General features: G+C 45.2%; 16 protein-coding genes. 12 read left to right on the top strand and 4 right to left on the bottom strand.

Features of this window, described 5'->3' with window-relative positions:
• The first annotated feature begins 176 nt into the window (after positions 1-176).
• The 6 genes from HP399_RS24520 to HP399_RS24495 all read left to right on the top strand — a co-directional run bounded on the left by HP399_RS24520 (position 177) and on the right by HP399_RS24495 (position 6,553).
• Positions 177-2,897, top strand: coding sequence for an S-layer homology domain-containing protein (locus HP399_RS24520; RefSeq protein WP_173620073.1), 2,721 nt, complete (start codon positions 177-179; stop codon positions 2,895-2,897).
• 126 nt (positions 2,898-3,023) lie between these two features.
• Positions 3,024-3,437, top strand: coding sequence for a hypothetical protein (locus HP399_RS24515; protein WP_173620072.1), 414 nt, complete (start codon positions 3,024-3,026; stop codon positions 3,435-3,437).
• Between the two features lie 65 nt (positions 3,438-3,502).
• Positions 3,503-3,868 carry an Imm3 family immunity protein gene (locus tag HP399_RS24510; RefSeq protein WP_173620071.1) on the top strand — a complete coding sequence of 122 codons (366 nt, stop codon included), beginning with the start codon at positions 3,503-3,505 and terminating at the stop codon, positions 3,866-3,868.
• 132 nt (positions 3,869-4,000) lie between these two features.
• The gene (locus HP399_RS24505; RefSeq protein ID WP_173620070.1) at positions 4,001-4,624 is read left to right on the top strand and encodes a hypothetical protein; all 624 of its coding nucleotides are present in this window, start codon (positions 4,001-4,003) and stop codon (positions 4,622-4,624) included.
• Positions 4,625-5,057: 433 nt separating this feature from the next.
• Positions 5,058-5,639, top strand: a complete 582-nt coding sequence (locus HP399_RS24500; protein WP_173620069.1) for a hypothetical protein — start codon at positions 5,058-5,060, stop codon at positions 5,637-5,639.
• A gap of 17 nt (positions 5,640-5,656) precedes the next feature.
• The gene (locus HP399_RS24495; protein WP_228088340.1) at positions 5,657-6,553 is read left to right on the top strand and encodes a nucleotidyl transferase AbiEii/AbiGii toxin family protein; all 897 of its coding nucleotides are present in this window, start codon (positions 5,657-5,659) and stop codon (positions 6,551-6,553) included.
• Between the two features lie 156 nt (positions 6,554-6,709).
• Here the strand turns inward: HP399_RS24495 and HP399_RS24490 are convergent, their stop codons facing one another.
• Both HP399_RS24490 and HP399_RS24485 read right to left on the bottom strand, forming a co-directional pair.
• Positions 6,710-7,141 (bottom strand): DUF1259 domain-containing protein, encoded by a 432-nt coding sequence (locus HP399_RS24490; protein ID WP_069846206.1) that lies wholly within the window; start codon positions 7,139-7,141, stop codon positions 6,710-6,712.
• A 52-nt stretch (positions 7,142-7,193) separates the two neighbouring features.
• Entirely contained in the window at positions 7,194-7,619 is a 426-nt protein-coding gene (locus HP399_RS24485) for a DUF1259 domain-containing protein (RefSeq protein ID WP_173620068.1), read from the bottom strand.
• A 199-nt stretch (positions 7,620-7,818) separates the two neighbouring features.
• Here HP399_RS24485 and HP399_RS24480 point away from each other — a divergent pair, with 199 nt between their 5' ends.
• The 4 genes from HP399_RS24480 to HP399_RS24465 all read left to right on the top strand — a co-directional run bounded on the left by HP399_RS24480 (position 7,819) and on the right by HP399_RS24465 (position 10,448).
• Entirely contained in the window at positions 7,819-8,235 is a 417-nt protein-coding gene (locus HP399_RS24480; RefSeq protein ID WP_173620067.1) for a hypothetical protein, read from the top strand.
• 152 nt (positions 8,236-8,387) lie between these two features.
• A complete protein-coding gene (locus tag HP399_RS24475) occupies positions 8,388-8,840 on the top strand; it encodes a Dps family protein (protein ID WP_173620066.1) in 453 nt (150 codons plus the stop codon).
• Between the two features lie 192 nt (positions 8,841-9,032).
• Positions 9,033-9,971 (top strand): type I pantothenate kinase, encoded by a 939-nt coding sequence (coaA, locus tag HP399_RS24470; protein WP_228088339.1) that lies wholly within the window; start codon positions 9,033-9,035, stop codon positions 9,969-9,971.
• Positions 9,972-9,995: 24 nt separating this feature from the next.
• Complete coding sequence (locus HP399_RS24465; protein ID WP_173620064.1) at positions 9,996-10,448, top strand: 2-thiouracil desulfurase family protein; 453 nt, start codon at positions 9,996-9,998, stop codon at positions 10,446-10,448.
• Between the two features lie 33 nt (positions 10,449-10,481).
• On the opposite strand, the gene HP399_RS24460 is transcribed toward HP399_RS24465, so the two are convergent.
• Both HP399_RS24460 and HP399_RS24455 read right to left on the bottom strand, forming a co-directional pair.
• The gene (locus tag HP399_RS24460; protein WP_173620063.1) at positions 10,482-12,005 is read right to left on the bottom strand and encodes a glycine betaine uptake BCCT transporter; all 1,524 of its coding nucleotides are present in this window, start codon (positions 12,003-12,005) and stop codon (positions 10,482-10,484) included.
• A gap of 94 nt (positions 12,006-12,099) precedes the next feature.
• On the bottom strand, positions 12,100-12,972 hold the full coding sequence (locus HP399_RS24455; RefSeq protein ID WP_007726059.1) for a LysR family transcriptional regulator: 873 nt from the start codon (positions 12,970-12,972) through the stop codon (positions 12,100-12,102).
• Between the two features lie 156 nt (positions 12,973-13,128).
• Between HP399_RS24455 and HP399_RS24450 the strand changes: the two genes are divergently transcribed.
• A complete protein-coding gene (locus tag HP399_RS24450) occupies positions 13,129-14,421 on the top strand; it encodes an NCS2 family permease (protein ID WP_173620062.1) in 1,293 nt (430 codons plus the stop codon).
• 113 nt (positions 14,422-14,534) lie between these two features.
• A complete protein-coding gene (locus tag HP399_RS24445; RefSeq protein WP_173620061.1) occupies positions 14,535-14,927 on the top strand; it encodes a VOC family protein in 393 nt (130 codons plus the stop codon).
• The last annotated feature ends 44 nt before the right edge of the window (positions 14,928-14,971 follow it).

Raw genomic sequence — 14,971 nt, 5'->3', positions numbered from 1 at the left:
CCCTGGCTTTTTTGCTTTTCCTGTCCTGAAAGCTGGAGGGCACAATGCATTTTGCTAAAAATAGCTAGTTTATTGTAAATATTTCATGTTCTGTTAATATGAAGTTTGGTACAAATGATGGGAATTGGGAGACAGAGCAAAGAGATTATCGAGGAGATTTTTAGTGGAGGACAACAATGAAACGATTGATGGCAGCATTGTTAAGCCTTGTGTTAATCCTGACGGCCCAATCTAATACGGTTCAAGCCAATGGGAATGACACAAGAGTCGATTACGAACAACATTATACACGTATCGGGGAGGATTACCACATCCTTAACGATAATGTGCTACTGTCGAAAAAAGATGGAACCGTATGGACTTGGTACATCTATGGACATCCTCTTAGTTCTTCAGATCTATTCTATAAAGCCAAAAAAATGCAAATTCCGGGCTTGCAGAATGTGAAGGAGATGATAGTCAAAAGGAAGTCGGCCCGGGGTAACTATATTGTTAACTACGTGGCCCTAAAAAATGACGGAACGGTGTGGTATTGGGACGCCGCCCCCGGCACTACTCTTGAAGCGAGTACGGCTAGTGCTCCGAAGCAAATCAAAGATTTGAAAAATGTAACGTCACTAGCCACGCATTATAACAGTGCCTACAAGGTCTTGTTCGTACTAAAATCAGACGGTTCCGTATGGAGTTTGGGAAGTGAAACAGGTACCACGAAGGGGGCCACACCCGTTCCGGTCCGAACAAAGCTACTAGATGATGTCGTATCCATAAAAACGGCTAACGGCATCGGATTCGCTGTGAAAAAGGACGGTACGGTTTGGAGATGGAAGGCAAATTCGTATCTGCCGAATAACCGCTCGAAAAACACAAGTCCAGAGCAGATGAACGGATTTGCTGATATCGTCAAGATAGAGCCGGGCATTTCTATCAGCTATGCCTATATGAAGGATGGCACTGTCTTGTCTTGGCCAACTGCTGACACGAAAAAATATCCTTTGTATTTACATGCAGCAAAAGACGCGCGAACGATCATGCAATTTGACTCCTTGAGAGATCGGAATATCGATAAAACGTATGCCTTCCGAGAAGACGATCAGCTTTGGTCAGTGGACAACAACGATAAAGTTTTCCCAGAGCTTACGGACATTGCTTCTATATACCAAAATGACTATTCCCTACAAAATAGGTATTACTATGTAGTAAAAAAGGATCAGACATTGTGGGCTTGGGCAGATTCGATTGCCTTGCCAAAGCTAGTTGTTTTCACGGATGAAACGGTAGCTCGTAATCGTTCAGAGAAAACAGATAAATCAACAGCCGAACGCCCTAGCACAGCAGACAAACCAACGGGCAATCGCTCTGAAACAACAGCCCAGCCTGTGATACGAACTACGCCGGAAATGAGTCTCTATCCGTATGTCACGATGCTGCAACCTGGCGACAAACAGTTCATTGCGGTAAATAATCTGCTTCCTGGGACAAAAATGACGTACACCATTGAAGATCCGAGCATAGGAACCTTATCGAATGTGAATGGTACACAGGTCGTAAAAGCGAACAAATCCGGGCAGACCATTGTGCGGGCAACTGCAAGCAGAGCTGGTTCTCCGGACGTGACCGCTTACTTTTTGTTGTACGTCGTCGATAGTAATAGACTGTCCGAGACGTATTACACTGCCGTCGAATCGGTTCCTGTCGCTGACAGACAACGTCCGTTTATTGTGGAGGGACTGACCCAAGCAGGAGAGCTAGTTATTACAGCCGCAAGTAGCGAAAAGTCGGATATTGTGAATGGCCAACTCATCATCACGCCCGAGTTGGTTGACCGCGTAGCTGACAATGCGCGAAAGGCTAAGACTGCTGTAGAGCAGACGCTATCGGAAAACAACATTGCTCTTGCTAGAGAGTTAGTCGTAAATGGGGAAATTTTGTCTTTGCCTGAACAAAAAGGTTTTACAGTCAAACTTTATAAGGATAGCTTCACCAATCGTAAGGATATCGACTATCTTACCGTCCATGCGGGGGATGCGAAACTGACGTTTAACCTTGCGACCGTAAATCGCCTGTTCCATTCGCTCCCGGTTATTGTTATTCGCTTGGTCGAAAACAATAACGGCGGATACCATGTACAATTTTTAGATGAACAAGGGCAGGAGCTTTCTAACGTATCTAGCAACATCGGGCTCATTCTGCCTGCACATCAGGCGGACGCGACACATAATAGCGTGTTCTATACGAATGGGAAAGTAACGCAGCCTATCGGAGGAAAGTTCAATCCGTACAATAACGGCATGGAAGCCGAAATAAACCGTTCTGGAACGTATTTCGTGGATAATAATACCAAAACGTTCCCTGATGTTGACAATCGGGATCCTGAGTTACAGCAAGCCGTACAGTTTCTGGGATCGAAAGGAATCGTAACCGGGAAAGAAGATGGCAACTTTGAGCCCGATTCACCGCTTACCCGTGCAGAGTTCACGGCGATGCTTGTAAGAGCTTTTTACGCTTTGGACGAAACGGCGACGGAGAGCTTTTCAGACGTGAATCCGCCGCAATGGCATGTTCCATTTATCGCGTCATCCGAAAAAAAGGATATTGTCAAAGGTTATCCGGATGGCACGTTTAGGCCAGACCATACCATTTCCCGGGAAGAAATGGCTGCGATTGGTGCAAGATCATTACATGAAAAGAAAAATTATCATTACCCTTCGAATACGGAGGACTACTTGAGTCAATTCACAGACCAACACACGATTTCCGATTGGGCGAGACCAACGATGGCTTTGGCTGTGAAGCAGCGCTTGATAGATGTACCTGCGGATAAACAGATTAGAGCTGGCGAGGCTGTCACTCGCGGGGAAGCTGCCCGAATGTTGTATCGACTATATTTGCAGCTTTGATACGGTTAATTAATTGCGAAAGGCTTATTCCAACTTGAATGATGAGGGGGAATGAGCCTTTTTTAAAGGTGACACCATCAACTTTGAAAACGGCCGATATAGATATATAGATAGGAGAAATAAGTCATGGAGAACATAAATCCTAAATATGTTACTCGAAGTGCTATTGAAGGCCTTGTAAAGAAAATCAAATTACCAGCTCCCAAGGAATTTTCACAAGATTGGGAGTATGAAGTGTCCGATTCTTCAAGAGTAGCGGATTTCTTATTTGCATATGAAAACTTTAATCTAGATATAGAGGAAAAGTTTGCTTTAATGATTGTTATTATTTCTTCATACGAAGATGCGATGATAGAAGAAAAGGACGAGGAGAGTTGGGGTAGCTCTATCAGGAATCATCTCCTTAAAGATATTCGTATTCATAAGAATACGATTGATTATTGGGCTATGTTGGATGAGGATGATATGGAAAACTGCTTTTTTGTAACACCTTTTATAAGAGAGATCGTAAATGTAGCTAAGCTAGGTGGTCGAAATTAAACTTCCAAAGGCTTATCCCACCTTTAACGATGAGGGAAACATGAGTAGTAAATGGAGGATTAAACATGCATTGGGAGTACGAGGAATTGTTTGAGGCAATCAATGAAATGTACCAAGAGTATAGAGCAGAGGACATGAGGGGTACTCAAGCGCTGTCTAGGACCCTTGGTGAATTTGAAACAACGATGAACCTTGGTATTTTTGAAAAATCGATAGTCCTAATAGCCTACGGAGAGATATTATTAACCCACTCTGCGGTATTTCACAAATCCAAAGAGTATCTTTTAAAAGGATTGGATAGTTTGAATATGCAGCAACTAAAGGAAAAACTGTCGCTGGAACAATTCGATGATCTTATTACAAGAAAAACCTTGTTATTAGAAAAAATTGAACAGAAGCCAATTGAATATCATTTAGATAAGATAGTTTAAGTGGAATTTTTCAAACCAATCCCCTGAGAAATTTTACAACTATTTACATAAAGTTGTATATTAAACTACCAAATGGTACCCCTATATCCATAAACAATTCTTCTATCAAACTCCACGAGGAGGAATGACACGATGGAAATGTCTATCACAAGAGGACTCTCAGAACTAAAGTTACTCGATAAACGAATCCAAAAAGGAATCAATGAAACGACTTTCATGTCTTCGGCCATTGGACATAAGCCAGTATCTGGTTACACGTCAACAGAACTCTATGAGGAAACAACAGAGCGAAACTACCAATCCATCATTGATCTAATAAAAAGAAGACAAAAAATGAAGTCACTGATCGTCGAGTCCAACGCAAAGACGATGGTAACGATAAGCGGCAAGAGAATGACAGTTGCCGAAGCAATCGAGCGAAAAACGTCCATTCAATACGAGAAATCACTGCTGGAGAAAATGAGAAGAGATTACAACCAAGCAGTCACGCAGGTTGAATCGAAAAATGAAGAAGTACAGCTACGATTAGAAAAGCTGCTCGAAGCGAACTTTGGCAAAGACTCCAAGGTGAAGGATACGGAAATGGAAGCGATCTCCAAACCGTTTAAAGAGCAAAATGAAGCGAAGCTCGTAGACCCATTGAAGTTGAAAGAAAAAATGGATACGCTTAGTAAAGAAATTGACGAGTTTGAGTGTGAAGTCGATTTTATTTTAAGCGAATCCAATACTATTACCAAAATTAATCTTGTGGATTAACAGTGTGATTTGCTAATCATTTGAATAGCTGATAAACGAGAGTCCCTTGCCTAGTGGGTCAACTAGGCCATCCTAAAATTATTTGGCGAATACGAGGATGAAAGCTCAAAGATGAGAGCTCAGCTTTCAAAACTTACGTATCAAAGCTCTTTAGGCTCAAAGATCAGGACTTACGCTTTAAGACTCGATGAAATCTTGGGGCATTGGTCCATAAAAGTACACTCTCTGGACTTTTCAGTAACCACCAAGCTAAATGGTTAGCAACTAGGACTTATTCGAAGTAGAGATATGTTGAGAGAAGATTCTCAGCGTACCTCTACTTTTTTATTTTATAAACGAAACGGTTAAGAGATAGAAAAGATATGTCGATACAAATAGGAAGAAAAGGTAATAAATTGATTGTGCAATACAAGGAAAGTCAGGGAGTGAAGCAATGGAATTTGAGTTTCATGTTACCTTCAACGATCTACAACTTGATGAAAAGGAAGCTTTTATCGATCTCTGCCAATCGCAACAAGTGAAACCGGTCATGATCGTCTTGGATCAGGGAAATTACATCAATCAACCGATGATAACAGGAGTAATCATACGACCAGATTTTCATGAAGCCAATAAAGAGATGGAAAAGATTGCAGCTACGTTTCAACACAACGGTTTTACCATCGTCCGAAAAAAAGTAGAGATTTCTCCAAAGGAAGAAACGTATTTTCACCAGCCCATCCTAAACTCGAAGCCTTACTTCGAATGGCATGGCAAAGTAGCGGTCGATGATGTCGCCGCCTTACGAAATTTATGCGAGGGTCATGGTGGACATATTTCGAGAAACTCTTTGAATGCGAATGGAAAAGTGAGATTTATCACCGTCCGAGAATATGAGAGCCCAAAACAGTTTTACGATCGAGTAGAAATGATACATACCATTTTGCAAGCAAATCAGATTGGGCTAATCAAAGAACAATATGAACTATGTATTTATGACAGCCGCGAAGAACTGGACAGCGGCTGGATTTCCTAATTTTTAGATGGAGGATCATGATGATTACATATGATGATGTAGCAGAGTTGGAATATGAGGCGAGAGAGCTTGTTGTTTTGGAAGCACTGTTGAGAAGAATTACTCTAGTGAATATGCCCTTTGTATTAAAAGGCAGCCTTCTAACCAGACAATATTTGGACAACCGCGAGATTCGGGACGCAGATGATATCGACTTATTGTATGCGGGGAAGATCAGGGACGTCGAACATGCACATGAAGTATTTACACAGTGGATGATTCAAGTAACCGAAATGGATCTGAACGACGGCGTCGTGTTTAGAAGTTTTCGAAAGAATGCATTTTGGAGATATATCGACTACGCTATGGCAGATGATTTTCCGACGATCAATACGGATATTGCCTATTATTTCAAAGGTCAACCAAGGGAAGCGTCTGACTATAATGAGCTTAATCTGGATATTTCGTTTAACTTGGAAATGGATGCAGACCCGGTTCCACTAGAGTACCAACCTGCCATTGGAGAAAGCTTTCATGTTCCGTACACTGTACCTCTGTCCATCCAGGTTGCTTGGAAGCTGCATCAAACGATTGTCAGGCCGAGGTTTAAAGACTTGTATGATTTGAAATTTTTACTCTCCCACCCGTCCTATGACAATGATGCGCTCAAGGAAACATTACAGGCGCTCGTGAACGAATGCAGTATCGATCCATCTATTAAAAAAGCGGATATGAAAAAAGTGCTCGTTGATGATTTACAGCACATATACGATTCATTATCCTACGATTACGAGTTGAGAAAATATGCGGGCAGTATGGATCGTGGCCTCTATTTTACGCAGTTTGTCAGTGATTTGCGTAAAAAGATGGATTTTGCCGGGATTAATGGGTATACGTTTGAAAGTTTGCCAAGTCCAACACCGAAAAAATTGTAACAGCATAGTAAGTGAAGTAGGCTTGTTCCGTCTGTCGTGGTAGACGGAATGAGCTTTTTTTATATCCTTAATAAATGAAACAGCGGCTACCTAAGACCTAAAACAAAGTCGATAACACCACGTCTTTAGCTGCCGCTGTATTCTGTTATTGGTTGATTAACCCAAAAAGGCAATAGAACGCTTCACTTTCCTGGCGAATGCAATGGGATTATCAATCGACTCCCAATGAATATACATAAGACGCGGGTTTTCAAAGAGCCAGTGATTATGGACTGCTGTAACTTTTATCCCGTTTTTGCGAAGGTTTGACAGCAAACGGTTTACTTGGTTTTGGAAGAGAGCCGTTTCCCCTAAACAAAGTGCACGTCCTGAACTGTTCAAGGATTCGAACGAGAACAGTTGATAACGGACCAATGGGGATGTGGTTCTTCTGCCTAATATGGACGCATTGAATATTCTATTTCTGGAGACGAAACAAACGGGACCTCTCGTAATTTCATGCTCTGTTCCACCTAAAATGGCAGAAAATCGGTTACACAGTCTTCTAAACTGGGGACTTGCCTTTGCTTTTGCCTTTACTTTGCCCATATCCGTCATCCTTTCGATTATGATGAAATGAAAACTTCATGGCTCCACCATGTTAACCCAGGAATGCGATGGACTCTTTGGTTTTCCTGGCGAATACGATCGGATTTTCTATCGCTTCCCAATGCATATACATTAAGCGCGGGTTTTCTTTTAGCCAGTGGTTGTGAAGTGCCGTCACTTTAATCCCACGTTTGCGGAGATTCGACATCAAGCGGTTCACCTGATTTTGGTGAACGGCAGTCTCGCCCAAACAAAGGGCACGACCCGACCTATCAAGGGATTCAAACGAAAACATTTGAGCTCGAACTAAAGGGGAAAGCGTTCGTCTTCCCAAGATTGTTTCTCGAAGATTTGCAAGCCGCATGACAAAACAAACCGGCCCACTCTCAATTTCCGACTCGCCCCCTAATATTCTTCCAAATCGGGTACAGAGCCTTTTGAATTGTGGGCTAACCTTTGCTTTCGCTTTATTCGCCATAGTAATCCTCCTTTTTTCAATCTCGAAATATCGTATGATTGACAGAAAAAAGGGAAATGAGTAATTTGTGGTTTTTTACGTGAAAAAGACACAGATTTCATTCTAGGTCCTAGTTGTTCAAGGGATTGGCTTTGGCACAGATACAGGAGGCTTTACATTTTGGAGTGACAAACTTGAATATTGAATGGAGGTGACCAGCATGTACAAAGAATTAGATGTTTTCATAACAGGCTGCCAAAATACCGTTGATTATTGGTATGACTATGGCTGCATAATAGCGTCTGACATGCTAGTGAAGTTCAGTCAAAAGGATTGGGAAGACCTGTCCAGTCATATGCTGATGAAACCGTTAGAATGGCAGCGAAAACTTGCGTACTGTTTGGATAGTTGTTGTAACGAGCATGAGCTGAATATTCTACTATCGTTGCTGGATACGGGTGATGAAGAACTTTTCGTGATCTGTGTAGATACGTTGAGAAGCTATACGACTCTAGAAGGGAAACAAATGATACGTGACAATCCTGCCATACTCGTTCGTGTAAATGAATTACTTCCCAGAGCTGGCGTTGCGACTAGGAGAGTATTAGAGGATTTTCTTGTGAAAATACATGGCTAAGTTGCTTCATTTATTGAGTTGCTAAAATACGGAGAGCATTATGAAGATAGGCTAAAGGATCTTGTAGATGCGCTCTGTACATGAAAAGAATAGAAACGACCGATTCACCACATACTACAAACGATTTATACCATGAGAGGTGGAGCGCCCGGATGAGTATGACAATGAGTCGGCCCGTGACCGACGTACTTAATAAACAGGTTGCCAACTGGTCTGTGTTGTATATGAAGCTGCATCATTATCATTGGTTTGTCAAAGGCCCGAATTTTTTTACCCTGCATGAAAAATTCGAGGAGCTATATAACGAGGCAGCCAAAAATGTGGATGAGCTGGCGGAGCGGCTGTTAACGGTTGGAGGCAAGCCTGTTTCGACGTTGAAGGCTTGTATGGAGCAGGCTTCCATAAAGGAAGCCACAGGTGGAGAGTCTGCGGATCAAATGGTAGAGGCAGTCGTGAGCGATTTTACACTCCTGATCAAGGAGCTCCAAGAGGGAATTACAGCCGCGGAAGCAGAGGACGATGAAGCGACTGGCGATATGTTCTTGGGGATCATGGACAGCTTGCAAAAGCATGTGTGGATGCTGCAAGCCCACTTGGGAAAATAACGAGAAATTCTTTTACAAGCAAAGCTGATGCCATGGGGTATCAGCTTTTTTCCTATGTGCTCATGAAGGCAAAAGTGCAGGGCTGGTCTGATTTGGGACAACCCCCTTGTTCCCAAGAGAGACATGCTGGTGTAAACTAACCTTGTGTGAAATAAAGAAAGCACTTTCATGATGGAAAGGATGTACATTCCCATGGCATCACCCTATGTTACATTTAATCGCGAGCAGTGGAGTGCTCTGCGGGCTTCCACGCCGTTGACCATATCTGATAACGAGCTTTCCCTTTTGCAGGGCTTGAACGAGAAAATGTCCATGACGGAAGTCTCCGACATTTACCTACCGTTGTCCCGTCTGCTGAATTTGTACGTCGGGGGCACGCAGGAGCTGTACCAGGCGACTCACACTTTTTTAGGGAACCAGGATGGCAAGGTTCCATTCATTATCGGTATCGCAGGTAGTGTGGCTGTAGGCAAAAGCACAACGGCTCGCATTTTGCAGACGCTGTTGTCCCGCTGGCCGAATCATCCGAAGGTCGATTTGGTAACGACAGATGGATTCCTGTATCCGAACAAGGTTCTAGAAGATAGAGGAATCATGAAGCGCAAGGGATTCCCAGAGAGTTATGACTTGCGCCGCTTTATCAATTTTTTATCCGATGTAAAATCGGGTTTGCCTGAAGTGAAGGCGCCAGTTTATTCCCACCTTGTGTATGACATCGTACCAGATGAATGGCAGACCGTCAGACAGCCTGACATTTTGATTGTCGAAGGCTTGAATGTGCTGCAACCGCCTAGAGGTGACGAAAACGATGCTCGTATTTCCGAGGTCATTGTTTCTGATTTCTTTGACTTCACGATCTACGTGCACGCGGAAGAGAAGCACATCCTGAAATGGTATGTAGAGCGGTTCAAGCTGTTGCGTCAGACCGCGTTCTCCGATCCATCCTCGTATTTCAAGCGTTACGCGAGTCTGTCAGACGAGGAGGCGACGGAGGTAGCCACCGGCATTTGGACGGAGATCAACGGAGCCAACCTGCGCCAAAACATTTTGCCGACACGTGTTCGCGCTCAATTGATTTTGGACAAGGGGCAGGATCATATGATACAAAGCGTGAAGCTGCGCAAGCTGTAGATAAAAAGGTGGGGGACGGTTGTCATGAAAGTGATTAGTGCCTGTTTGATCGGCTGTGAATGCCGTTACGATCAGAAGTCATGCTTGGACCAAGAGCTGGAGCAATTGCTCCGGGAAGGAAAGGCTATCCCCGTCTGTCCTGAACAGCTGGGAGGCTTGCCAACACCACGACCGCCAGCAGAAATCATCGGGGGGACTGGAGAAGATGTTCTGGATGGCAAAGCACGCATCATAGACGACACTGGTCGAGACGTCACCGAGGAATTTTTGATGGGGGCAAACCAAGCGCTGAAGCTGGCGAAAACGGTTGGAGCCACATCCGCCATATTAAAAGAGAACAGCCCGTCCTGTGGAAGCTCCTTTGTTTACGATGGTAGCTTTTCCGGGAAAAAAATGCCGGGTGTCGGGCTGACGGCGGCGCTGTTTCGCAGAAACGGGATTGAGGTAACATCTGAGTCAATAGTATCCAATGAATAACAAAGGGGGACGCGATGGATAGCGTCCTCCTTTTTACAACTCCTTCAACAACCTCTCCAGCTTCTTCTGCTGATCCTTCCGTTTCTTTTTCGCAATCCGGTCTTCTTCCTGCAATGCCATGACAAGAGAAAAGCACATCAGGACCATGATGACGGTAAAAGGCAGCGCTGCCACAATAGAGGCTGTTTGCAGACCTTCTAAGCCGCCGCTTAACAATAGAACGATCGCGATAGCGGATTGGAGGATGCCCCAGGTGATTTTTACCCGATTCGACGGGTCCAGGTTGCCATCAGAAGACAGCATGCCGAGTACGAAAATAGCTGAATCCGCCGATGTGATAAAAAACGTGATGATCAAAAGAATCGCAACGACAGCGAGGATGTATCCCATGGGCAACTGCTCAAGTGCGAGGAACAAAGCAGTCGAGATGTCACGTTGTACTGCTGCCCCTATAGCTGCTTGATCAAAAATCTCGAGATGAAGCGCCGTCCCGCCAAACACCGAAAACCAAATGAAGCTCAACAAACTCGGAACGAGCATCACGCAAATGACGAATTCCTTGATCGTGCGACCTTTGGAGACGCGTGCGATAAACATGCCGACGAACGGCGCCCAGGCAATCCACCACGACCAGTAAAACAGCGTCCAGTTGGCTACCCATGTCCCTTGTGTAAAAGGGGTCAGCCGCAAGCTCATCGAGATGAGATTGTTCAAATAACTGCCCAGCGTGCTGGTGAAGGCGTCAAAAATAAACGAGGTTGGTCCCAATACGAGCGTCAGCAGGAGGAGCAACAAGGCCAATACCAGATTCGTATTGCTTAAATACTTGATTCCCCGATCCAGTCCTGTCGTAGCCGAGAGTAGAAATAGTACCGTAATAATGGAAATGATCACGATTTGCACGGTGGTGTTGGACGGCAATCCAAAGAGGTGAGACAATCCTCCGTTTATTTGTAGAGTTCCGAGGCCAAGTGAGGTTGCGACACCGAATGCCGTGGCGATGACAGCGAGAATATCGATCCCTTTTCCGATCGGTCCGTGTATGCGTTCACCAAGCAGTGGGCCAAAGGTGGAGGAGATCAAGCCCTTCGCCCCTTTGCGAAATTGAAAATACGCGAGAGCGAGAGCGATGAGAGCATAGATCCCCCAAGGATGCAGCCCCCAGTGAAAAAACGCATACCGCAGAGCAGTTTGTGCGGCTTCGGTCGTTTGTCCAGCCACACCTGCTGGTGGAGAGAAGTAATGAGAGACGGGCTCCGCCACTCCCCAAAAGACAAGACCAATCCCCATCCCAGCAGAAAACAACATGGCAAACCAGGTAGGCAGTGAATATTCCGGCTCGTCATCGTCGTTCCCCAAAGGGATTTGTCCGTATCTGCTAAAGGCAAGGAAGATGCAAAAGATCAGAAAACCGAAAGTCACGATTAAATAAAACCAGCCAAAATTCGTTGTGGTCACTTTCAGTACATGGGAAGCCGCAGAGGCGAAAAGCTCAGGAGTAATCGCGCCGAACAGCACAATGACAAATACAATGACCAAGGATATCAGGAAAGTCATCTTTATCCTCCCGGGAATCTACAAGAAATGGTAATAGTTTATCATCCCGCGGGATTTCCAAGATTATTCCGGATGTGACCGCCCCTGAATGGAGTTACGATGAAAACGTCTCGATAAACCGATTCGCTGCTTTGGACAGATGGCGTCCAGACTGCCAAACGACAGCAGCGGAAGAATAAATGGAAGTTCCGGAGAGGCGAATCCCGCGAATTTGTTCGCTCTGATGAGTCTCCCATGCCGAGATGGGGACGATGGAGGAACCGACCGAGGAGGCGACCATGCTGACGATGAGAGAGATGTCCGGGCACTCGCAGATGACGTGCGGTTCCACGCCTAGACGGGAGAACTCTTTGATAATCAAGTCGTAGATGCCCAATCCTGGCGTGCTCGGCATAATGAGCGGAAGCTCCGCGATCTCGCGCATTTCGATTTCCTTACGATCGGCATAGGGGGAGGTGGCAGGAACGATGAGCACAAAATCCTCTTCCTCCAACGGAATCATGGTGCAGTTGTTCAACGAGTGGGGAAGGCGTACGATAGCGACTTCTATGGTTCTGCGCTCCAGCCACTGATTGAGGAGCTGCGTATCGCCTTTCCAGATTTTATACGTAATGAGCGGATACTTTTGCTGAAACACACGAATTTGTTCTGGCAGGCGGTAGGCCGACAGTGCACTGACACCGATGGACAACGTCCCCCGAATGCCTTCGCCTGTTTCTTTGACCTCGGAGAGAGCTTCCTCCATTTGATGAACGATATTGAGCGCCTGTTTATAGAGAGTGACGCCTGCTTCTGTCAGGATCATTTGTTTTCCTGAGCGCTCAATGAGCATGACCCCGAGCTCCTCCTCCATTTGCTTCAGCTGCTGACTCAAAGGTGGCTGGGCCATGTTCAGTCTTTTAGCCGCCCCCGTTATTTGACCTTCCTCTGCTATGGCGATAAAGTAACGCAGTTGCCGAATATCCACACACAATGCCTTCTTTCCTTACGAGAATGGTTCCATATGAAAATGATATGAAAATTAGATTTTATGGATATTTTTCATATTGATGAAGCTATGATAGCATGTTTCCTGTGAATCTTCACTTCATGGAATAGACATAAAGGAAAGAAGGGGAAATCCGTGCGTACGTGGATGGAAAAGCTATTTCACTTGCGCGCTTACGACACGACGTTTCAAAGGGAACTCATCGCCGGATTTATTGGCTTTGTCACCATTGTCTACATTGTTGCCGTAAACGCTTCGATTTTAAATGATGCTGGAATACCGATGGAAGCAGGCATTCTGGCGACTGTATTGACGGCATTTATCGGGTCACTTCTTATGGCCTTTTGGGCAAATGCTCCGATTATTCTGGTTCCCGGAATGGGGATCAACGCCCTGTTTACGTTCACGTTATGCCAATCGATGGGCCTCACTTGGCAGGAAGCATTAGCTGCAGTTTTTGTTTCGGGTCTGATCTTTACTGTGATTGCCTTTACCAAGGCTGCGACGATATTGTCCAATGCGATTCCCGCTTCGCTAAAAGAAGCGATTACCGTAGGGATTGGGTTGTTCTTGACCTTCATCGGTCTGCAAAAAGGCGGGCTGATCGTCATGAATCCGTCTACATTTGTAGCGCTGGGTGACTTGTCCAGCCCGCATGTGATCGTCATGCTGATTACTTTGATTGTTACGTTGATTTTGTTTGTTCGCAATGTGCCGGGCAACTTCTTGATCGGAATTACGGTTGGTACAGGACTTGGCTTTTTGTTCGGGATTGTCGAGCCAGGAGGAGGAGGATCGTTTTCGTTTGCGGATTATGGAAGCGTATTTGCGGGTCTTTCCTTTTCTGCCATTTGGGCGTTGCCATTTTGGATCGCGACCTTCTCATTGGCGATGGTCATCGTCTTTGAAAATATTGGCTTGATTCATGGACATACCTCGATGCTTGGACAGCCGGAGAAGTTCGGCCGCTCGCTGCAAGCAAATGCGTTGTCGGCTGCCATCTCTGGCATTTTGGGAACCAGTCCGACAGTTTCGACGGTGGAGACCGCGGCAGGAATCGCAGCAGGAGGAAGGACGGGACTGACCGCACTTGTAACAGGTACCTTGTTCCTGCTCTCGCTCGGTTTGCTTCCTGTCATCAAAATGATTCCGGATGGAGCTATTGCCCCAGTGCTCATCATCATTGGCGCACTGATGCTGCAAAATGTACAGAATATCAATCTGAAGGACTTCTCGGAAGGCTTCCCTGCCTTTTTGATCATCGCGATTATCCCGTTGTCCTACAGCATTGTAGATGGAATTGCGTTTGGATTCGTGGCGTATCCGCTTATGAAGCTCGCATTGGGCAAACGTCGCGAAGTGCCTGCGCTCATGTACGTCATCGCCGGATTGTTCTTGCTGAATCTCATGCTGCCGATATTCACATAAAAGAGTAGTTTTCCCTCGACTTGAGTCGGGGGTTTTTTTGTTCTGTTCTCTAGAAAGTGGTGCAAGGATTGTGAAATAATGGATGGAAATTTCAGAGAACAGGAGGCCTTTCCATGATCCATGAGATGACGTTTCAATTGCGTACTTCTAATTTCACCAAAGGACATGCCTGGTACCAGAGCTTTTTGCAAAGAGAGCCGGATTTTGTTCCACATGAAGGATTTGCTGAGTGGGAAGTACTGCCTGGGTGTTGGCTGCAGCTGGCAGAGGGGACACCAGCGGAAGGAAGCGGTCCCGTGCGATTTGCTGTGGTTGATATCGAGTCGGAAAGAGAAAGACTGATCAACGAGCTTCAAATCGAGCGGTTTGAGATTTTCCAACGCGAAGAAGTGCCGGTCAAGTGGGGGACGTTTGCCGATCCATGGGGGAATCGCATTGGTCTTTTCGAGTACCTGGATCCAGCTGAAAAAGAGGAGAAGCAAAAAAGACTTGAGAAGCTGAGGTGAAAAAAGAGAATGGTTTTGCCTCGTAAAAACTCAATAAAACGAAA

The organism is Brevibacillus sp. DP1.3A (assembly GCF_013284245.2).
Lineage (GTDB): Bacteria > Bacillota > Bacilli > Brevibacillales > Brevibacillaceae > Brevibacillus.
The sequence above is the reverse complement of the archived record's forward strand: the minus strand, read 5'-3'. Positions and strand labels throughout refer to the sequence as shown.

What these genes read in the sequence shown, in the direction of transcription:
- HP399_RS24520 (WP_173620073.1), top strand. Translation starts at nt 177, where the DNA reads ATGAAACGATTGATGGCAGCATTGTTAAGCCTTGTGTTAATCCTGACG.
- HP399_RS24515 (WP_173620072.1), top strand. Translation starts at nt 3,024, where the DNA reads ATGGAGAACATAAATCCTAAATATGTTACTCGAAGTGCTATTGAAGGC.
- HP399_RS24510 (WP_173620071.1), top strand. Translation starts at nt 3,503, where the DNA reads ATGCATTGGGAGTACGAGGAATTGTTTGAGGCAATCAATGAAATGTAC.
- HP399_RS24505 (WP_173620070.1), top strand. Translation starts at nt 4,001, where the DNA reads ATGGAAATGTCTATCACAAGAGGACTCTCAGAACTAAAGTTACTCGAT.
- HP399_RS24500 (WP_173620069.1), top strand. Translation starts at nt 5,058, where the DNA reads ATGGAATTTGAGTTTCATGTTACCTTCAACGATCTACAACTTGATGAA.
- HP399_RS24495 (WP_228088340.1), top strand. Translation starts at nt 5,657, where the DNA reads ATGATGATTACATATGATGATGTAGCAGAGTTGGAATATGAGGCGAGA.
- HP399_RS24490 (WP_069846206.1), bottom strand. Translation starts at nt 7,141, where the DNA reads ATGGGCAAAGTAAAGGCAAAAGCAAAGGCAAGTCCCCAGTTTAGAAGA.
- HP399_RS24485 (WP_173620068.1), bottom strand. Translation starts at nt 7,619, where the DNA reads ATGGCGAATAAAGCGAAAGCAAAGGTTAGCCCACAATTCAAAAGGCTC.
- HP399_RS24480 (WP_173620067.1), top strand. Translation starts at nt 7,819, where the DNA reads ATGTACAAAGAATTAGATGTTTTCATAACAGGCTGCCAAAATACCGTT.
- HP399_RS24475 (WP_173620066.1), top strand. Translation starts at nt 8,388, where the DNA reads ATGAGTATGACAATGAGTCGGCCCGTGACCGACGTACTTAATAAACAG.
- coaA (WP_228088339.1), top strand. Translation starts at nt 9,033, where the DNA reads ATGGCATCACCCTATGTTACATTTAATCGCGAGCAGTGGAGTGCTCTG.
- HP399_RS24465 (WP_173620064.1), top strand. Translation starts at nt 9,996, where the DNA reads ATGAAAGTGATTAGTGCCTGTTTGATCGGCTGTGAATGCCGTTACGAT.
- HP399_RS24460 (WP_173620063.1), bottom strand. Translation starts at nt 12,005, where the DNA reads ATGACTTTCCTGATATCCTTGGTCATTGTATTTGTCATTGTGCTGTTC.
- HP399_RS24445 (WP_173620061.1), top strand. Translation starts at nt 14,535, where the DNA reads ATGATCCATGAGATGACGTTTCAATTGCGTACTTCTAATTTCACCAAA.